7 protein-coding genes are annotated in these 5,837 nt (G+C 62.3%); 3 read left to right on the top strand and 4 right to left on the bottom strand.

Translation table 11 applies throughout. The features are described from left to right. Nucleotides 1-473: AI-2E family transporter (locus tag CN311_RS13235; RefSeq protein WP_133117171.1), on the top strand; the 473-nt coding region annotated here is incomplete at its 5' end. Here the strand turns inward: CN311_RS13235 and CN311_RS13230 are convergent. The 3 genes from CN311_RS13230 to CN311_RS13220 all read right to left on the bottom strand — a co-directional run bounded on the left by CN311_RS13230 (nt 461) and on the right by CN311_RS13220 (nt 2,898). Beyond that, the gene (locus tag CN311_RS13230) at nt 461-1,393 is read right to left on the bottom strand and encodes a DMT family transporter (protein WP_245440823.1); all 933 of its coding nucleotides are present in this window, start codon (nt 1,391-1,393) and stop codon (nt 461-463) included. The genes CN311_RS13235 and CN311_RS13230 overlap by 13 nt on opposite strands. A gap of 129 nt (nt 1,394-1,522) precedes the next feature. Beyond that, the gene (locus CN311_RS13225) at nt 1,523-2,287 is read right to left on the bottom strand and encodes an arginyltransferase (RefSeq protein ID WP_097574160.1); all 765 of its coding nucleotides are present in this window, start codon (nt 2,285-2,287) and stop codon (nt 1,523-1,525) included. A gap of 140 nt (nt 2,288-2,427) precedes the next feature. Further along, nucleotides 2,428-2,898, bottom strand: coding sequence for an RDD family protein (locus tag CN311_RS13220; protein WP_097574159.1), 471 nt, complete (start codon nt 2,896-2,898; stop codon nt 2,428-2,430). Nucleotides 2,899-3,102: 204 nt separating this feature from the next. On the opposite strand from CN311_RS13220, the gene sthA reads away from it, so the two are divergent. Beyond that, complete coding sequence (sthA, locus tag CN311_RS13215) at nt 3,103-4,491, top strand: Si-specific NAD(P)(+) transhydrogenase (protein WP_097574158.1); 1,389 nt, start codon at nt 3,103-3,105, stop codon at nt 4,489-4,491. Between the two features lie 13 nt (nt 4,492-4,504). Here the strand turns inward: sthA and CN311_RS13210 are convergent, their stop codons facing one another. Next, on the bottom strand, nt 4,505-5,176 hold the full coding sequence (locus CN311_RS13210) for an alpha/beta hydrolase (RefSeq protein WP_097574157.1): 672 nt from the start codon (nt 5,174-5,176) through the stop codon (nt 4,505-4,507). A 204-nt stretch (nt 5,177-5,380) separates the two neighbouring features. On the opposite strand from CN311_RS13210, the gene opgC reads away from it, so the two are divergent. Further along, a partial coding sequence (gene opgC / locus CN311_RS13205; protein ID WP_165779689.1) for an OpgC domain-containing protein occupies nt 5,381-5,837 on the top strand: 457 nt, incomplete at its 3' end.

Below are 5,837 nucleotides of genomic sequence, written 5' to 3'. Positions count from 1 at the left end.
GGCTGGTGCTGGGTGTCGCCTACTGGCTGGCCGGCGTGCCGTCGCCGGTGACGCTCGGCGCGCTCACCGGTATGATGGCGCTGATCCCGGGCGGCGCACCGCTATCCTTCACGCTTGTCTCGATCTACCTCGCCGCCAGCGGCTCGCCGATGGCTGGGCTGGCGCTCTTCATCTGGGGCGCGGTCGAACTCTTCATCGTCGACAAGACATTGCGCCCGAAACTGGTCGGCGGCCCGATAAAGCTGCCGTTCCTGCCGACCTTTTTCGGCCTGATCGGCGGCGTCAAGACGATGGGCTTTCTCGGCCTGTTCATCGGCCCGGTGCTGATGGCGCTGCTGGTCGCTATCTGGCGCGAATGGCTGCGCGAGGTGGAACTGGCCGACGAGTCCGTCTCGGAGGTGCCCGCTGGACCGGAAAGCGTCCCGCCGCAGATAGAGATCGTCGCCACCGCGAAAAAGATTCAGGCCGGGTGAGAGACGGCAAGCGTTGCGCGGCGCTTGCGGCCCTCATGCAATTGCCACGCTGAATGCGCAACCAGCGCGACGATGAGGATCGCGCCGCCGATGAGGCTGTCGCGCGTTGGCGTTTCGGCAAAGATCATCCACACCCAGACCGGCGCCAGCACGGTTTCCAGCAGATAGAACATCGCCACTTCCGGTCCGGAAATGTATTTCGGCCCGTTGGCTAGGCAGAAGAACGAGATCGGCATGATGACGGCGCCGTCGAAAATGACCCACCACGGCGCGTTCACCTGAAAGCCTTCGCCTGAAACCATGAACACCGCCACGGCCAGGGGCAGGACGCAACCGACCAGCGAGGTGAAGCCCATGTCCTTGCCACTGGCGCGTGAGATGGTGATCGCCAGGGCAATGAAGAACGCCGAGCACAGCGCCATGAAATCGCCGAACAGGTGCCCGGTGCCGATCGAGCCGCCGACGATGATCAGCACGCCGAGGATCATGACCAGCATCGCCACCACGGTGCCCAGCCGCAATCGTTCCTTCAGGAACAACCATGACAGCAAAGCGGTGAAAACGGTGCTGAAGGCCAGGATGAAGACCAGATTGGCGGTCGAGGTGTGATAGACGGCGGTGACGAAAGTGACCGAGGTCAGCCCGTAGCATAGGGCCACCACGAGGCCCGTCCAGCCGGGGACGAGTTGCGGCGCATTCCTGCTCAGCGAGCGCCAGATGGCCCAGATGATCAGCGCCGCCAAAAGAGTGGAGCCGGTGCGCAACAACAGGATTGTCCAGGCGCCGCCATCCGCGAGCCGGATCAGCGGAATGTCTACGGTTAGTATCAACCCGCCAATGGCGGTGATGAGAAGACCTTTCTGGTGGTCGGTGTGGCCCATTTGGTGTTCGGAGTAGCCCTTCTGGGTGGGAGATGACATGCCGGTCTCACAATGTATGGGGAGGCAGGCCGCAAAATCGACCCGGCGCCTGTCTCCCAGCCACGCGGCGGCAAGACCAGCATCTCCTCCTTGAAAAAGTTTAGGGATGAATGGCAGAAGAAAAAAAGGTCAGCGCGAAACCGCTTCGTGGTCGTAGCGTTCCCAGCCCTTCGGGCCGAGATGCTCCTGCGGCATGAAGCGCATCTTATAATTCATCTTGCGCGAGCCGTTGACCCAGTAGCCGAGATAGACATGGGGCAGGCCCATCGCCCTGGCGCGGGCGATGTGGTCGAGGATCATGAAGGTGCCGAGCGAGCGGTCTTCAAAATCGGGATTGAAGTAGGAATAGACCATCGACAGGCCGTCGGCCATCTTGTCGGTAAGCGCCACCGCGATCAGCTCGCCCTGGCCCTTGCCGGTGATGAAAGTGTCGGGACCACGGCGCCGGTACTCGATGACCTTGGTGTCGACATGGGTGTCCTCGACCATCATGGCGTAGTCGAGCACTGTCATGTCGGACATGCCGCCGCGGCGGTGGCGGGCGTCGAGATAGGTTCGGAACAGCGAATATTGCTCGGTCGACGGCTGCGCGTCGTGCATGGCGCCGACAAGGTCCGAATTGTGTTGGATCACCCGCTTCATGTTGCGGCTGGCGGTAAATTCCTGGGCCAGGATGCGCACCGACACGCAGGCGCGACAGGTCTCGCAGGCCGGCCTGTAGGCGATGTTCTGCGAACGCCGGAAGCCGCCTTGCGTCAACAGGTCGTTCATCTCCGGCGCCTTGTCGCCGACTAGATGCGTGAACACCTTGCGCTCGAACTGGCCCTCAAGGTAGGGGCACGGCGACGGCGCGGTCAGGAAGAACTGCGGCGACTGGGTTGGATGCTGCGTCATCGAGCCTTGGGGATACTCCTATCGAATCGCTCTACCTTTGGCGCGGACGGCGAAAAATTCAACAGGATTATGCAGGCGTGGTTGACCGGACGCCTTCACATTTGCGGATAAGGTGCTGCTTTGACTCTTCGGAAGCGGTTTCAACGGCCGCTGCGGCTGACCACCGTGCCGAGCAGCAGGTCGTGCAGGGTGCGCTTGCGGTCGGAAAACAGCGTCACCAGCAGGATCAGCGGCGTCAGGATGACATTGCCGGCCCAGAAGAGAACCGAATGGACGACGGCTGTCAGCCCGTCGATGCGGGTGCCGTCGAGACGGTCGAGCCTGATGCCCATCATCTTCATGCCGGTGGTGGCCTGGTCGGCACTGCCCAGCGTGTTCCAGATATAGAGGATGGCGACGACCGGCACGAGAACGGAAAACAGCATCCAGCCGAGGCCGAGCGTCAACAGCCCGAGGAAGAACACCAGGATCGCGAACGGAATGGCGAGCAGCGCAACGATCAGGTAGTCGAGAATGAAGGCAAGGATGCGCCGCGTGCGCACGCCTTCATAAGCCCTGACGTCGTCGAGCCTGGTGGTGATGATTTCGCCGTCTAGAACGCGTGCGTTCATGTCATATCCTCGTAATCGGACCCGCAATAGGGTGCGGGCTCAATGCTGATGAAATGGTGAAGGCCCGCGGCGGAATCAAGCTCGGACCTTTCACCGGCCCGCTATGACGAAGTCGTGCCGAGCCTGGGGCTGAATCGGTTGAATTCCCAGCGCGGATAGCGTTAGCTTGCTGCGGTGCAACAAGACGCCGGGGACAGGGGCAATATGGACTACGACATGCTGGTCATCGGCAGCGGCCCTTCCGGGCGCCGCGCCGCGGTGCAATCGGCCAAGCTTGGCAAATCGGTGCTGGTGGTCGACAGGGGCCGGCGCCTCGGCGGTGTTTCCGTGCACACCGGCACCATCCCCTCGAAGACATTGCGCGAGACGGTGCTCAATCTCTCCGGCTGGCGCGAGCGCGGTTTCTACGGTCGCGGCTACCGGGTCAAGCAGGACATTTCGATCGGCGATCTGATCCAGCGCCTGCACAAGACCCTCGATCACGAGGTCGAGGTTCTGCAGCACCAGTTCATGCGCAACACGGTCAAGAGCGCGCGCGCCGCGGTCAAGTTCATCGGCCCCAACAAGGTCAGCCTGACGGCGGACAATGGCGACTACAGCGAGGTCGGTTTTGCCAACGCGTTGATCGCGGTCGGCACCCGCCCGCACCGGCCGCGCGACGTGCCCTTCGACAAGACCCGTATCTTCGACAGCGACGAGATGCTGGAACTCCACCATTTGCCGCGCACGCTGACAGTGATCGGCGCTGGCGTCATCGGCGTCGAGTACGCCACGATCTTCTCGGCGCTCGACGTGCCGGTGACGCTGGTCGAGCCGCGCAACACCATCCTCGATTTCGTCGACCGCGAGATCGTCGACGATTTCATCCATCAGATGCGCGACCGCGGCATGACGATCCGGCTGGGCAGCGCGGTCAATGTGATCGCGTCGAAACCAGACCATGCCGAGGTGACGCTTGCCGACGGCCGCACCATTCGTTCGGAGATGGTGCTTTATGCGGCAGGACGCAGCGGCAATGTCGGCGCGCTGGGCCTGGACGTGGTCGGCATCGAGGCAGACTCCCGGGGCCGCATCAAGGTCGATCCGCAGACCTTCCAGACCAGCGCGCCCAACATTTATGCCGCCGGTGACGTCATCGGCTTTCCGAGCCTTGCCTCCACATCGATGGAGCAGGGCAGGGTGGCTGCCTGCCACGCCTTCGGCGTGCCGTTGCCGCCGCCGCCGGAAACCTTTCCCTATGGCATCTACGCCGTGCCGGAGATTTCCACCGTCGGCCAGTCCGAGGAGCAGGTACGCGAGAGCGGCGGCGCGTATGAGGTCGGGGTGGCCCGTTTCCGCGAGACCTCGCGTGGCCACATCATGGGCGTGAACACAGGTTTCCTGAAACTTCTGTTCTCTGTCGAGACACGCCGCCTGCTCGGCGCGCACATAGTCGGCGAGGGCGCCACCGAACTCATCCACATCGGCCAGGCGGTGATCAATCTCGGCGGCACGGTCGACTTCTTCGTCAACAACACCTTCAACTATCCGACGCTGGCCGAAGCCTACAAGATCGCCGGGCTCGATGCCTGGAACAGGATGGGGCGGGGGTAGCGCGACAGGCTCGTCAATCCGCCTTTGTGATGACGATTGCCGGATCGCCCAGCCATTGCCTGACGATCGCCGCGTCGCGATCGCCGAATTCATGGCCCGAGGCGACAATTCGCGCGTCGACCTCGGCGCCATGCTGGCTGAGCAGGCTGACCAGCGCCGGCGCAAAGGGCGCGTAGGTAAGGTCGGCGGCTCCGGCAATGATCAGCACGCGCGCTCTGGACAACTCCGCGGGCGGCACGTCGTCGAGCACCGGCATCGGACGCAGCAGTGCAGCCCGTTCGATGAGATGCGGATGCATGAGCATCACGCTCGAAACCAGATTGGCGCCGTTCGAATAGCCGAGGAAAACCGTTCGGGAGAGATCGAGACCATGGCATTTCGCCGCTTCGGTGATGAACGTCGCGAAAGCGTCCACCTCGGTGCGGATGCTCTCCTGTTCGAAGCGCGTCGGCGTGATCCGCGTGAACCAGCGGAAACCCTCCTCCTGGGCGATGCGTCCACGTGCCGCCACCAGCACGGCGCGCGGTGCGATCTGTCGCCCGAGCGCCACCAGCGTCGTCTCGTCGACCCCCGATCCATGCAGCAGGAAAAGGCATTCGCCACTTGGCTTCATCGGCTTATAGAGGCGGTAGGAAAACGCCAGGTCGCGCCGCAAAAAGCCATCTTCCGGAGGTTTTTCCGCCATAGTTGCATCCTTTTGATTTCGTGACGTTTTTGTTCGTTTGCCGGCTTCAAAACGGAATATTTTCAGCCTCCTATAAAGTTGATCGAACCGGGCGCATTTCAATCCGTTTTTCGCTGGTATTGATCCCGCCGGGAGGAATCGAAGCGGTGCGCCGGTAAGGTCGCATTGCCGGGCATGAACAAACAGCTTTGAGGCCTTTTACCGATGACCATGCCAGTTTCGCCAGATCGTGGCACGCGTATCGCGGAACGCGATACGCGCATAGATGTGCTGCGGGCTCTCGCTCTGCTGACCATATATGTCGACCATGTGCCGGGCACCGCTTACGAGTACCTGACCTACAGGAATTTCGGGTTCTCGGATGCCGCGGAGGCCTTCGTGCTGATCTCCGGCATGTCGGTCGCTCTCGCCTATGGTGCAAAATTCCAGCCCGGAGGCCGGCTGCTCGCGACGCTTAAATTGTGGCGGCGCGCAGGCGTACTCTATGCCGCCCACATCGTCACGACGATGGTGGTGATGGCCATCTTCTGCGCTGCGGCGGTGTTCGCGAAGCGGCCGGACATTCTGGCAATGATCAACATCGAGCCGCTGATGAGGAACACGCCGCAAGTGCTGGTCGGCATCGTCACACTCGGTCACCAGCTTGGCTACAACAATATCC

The sequence above is a fragment of the Mesorhizobium sanjuanii genome (assembly GCF_002529485.1).
Classification (GTDB): Bacteria; Pseudomonadota; Alphaproteobacteria; order Rhizobiales; family Rhizobiaceae; genus Mesorhizobium; species Mesorhizobium sanjuanii.
This window is presented reverse-complemented; position numbering and strand designations above follow the sequence as displayed.

Bases quoted from the DNA above. Each gene is read 5' to 3' on its own strand.
- CN311_RS13230 (WP_245440823.1), bottom strand. From the start codon at position 1,393: ATGTCATCTCCCACCCAGAAGGGCTACTCCGAACACCAAATGGGCCAC.
- CN311_RS13225 (WP_097574160.1), bottom strand. From the start codon at position 2,287: ATGACGCAGCATCCAACCCAGTCGCCGCAGTTCTTCCTGACCGCGCCG.
- CN311_RS13220 (WP_097574159.1), bottom strand. From the start codon at position 2,898: ATGAACGCACGCGTTCTAGACGGCGAAATCATCACCACCAGGCTCGAC.
- sthA (WP_097574158.1), top strand. From the start codon at position 3,103: ATGGACTACGACATGCTGGTCATCGGCAGCGGCCCTTCCGGGCGCCGC.
- CN311_RS13210 (WP_097574157.1), bottom strand. From the start codon at position 5,176: ATGGCGGAAAAACCTCCGGAAGATGGCTTTTTGCGGCGCGACCTGGCG.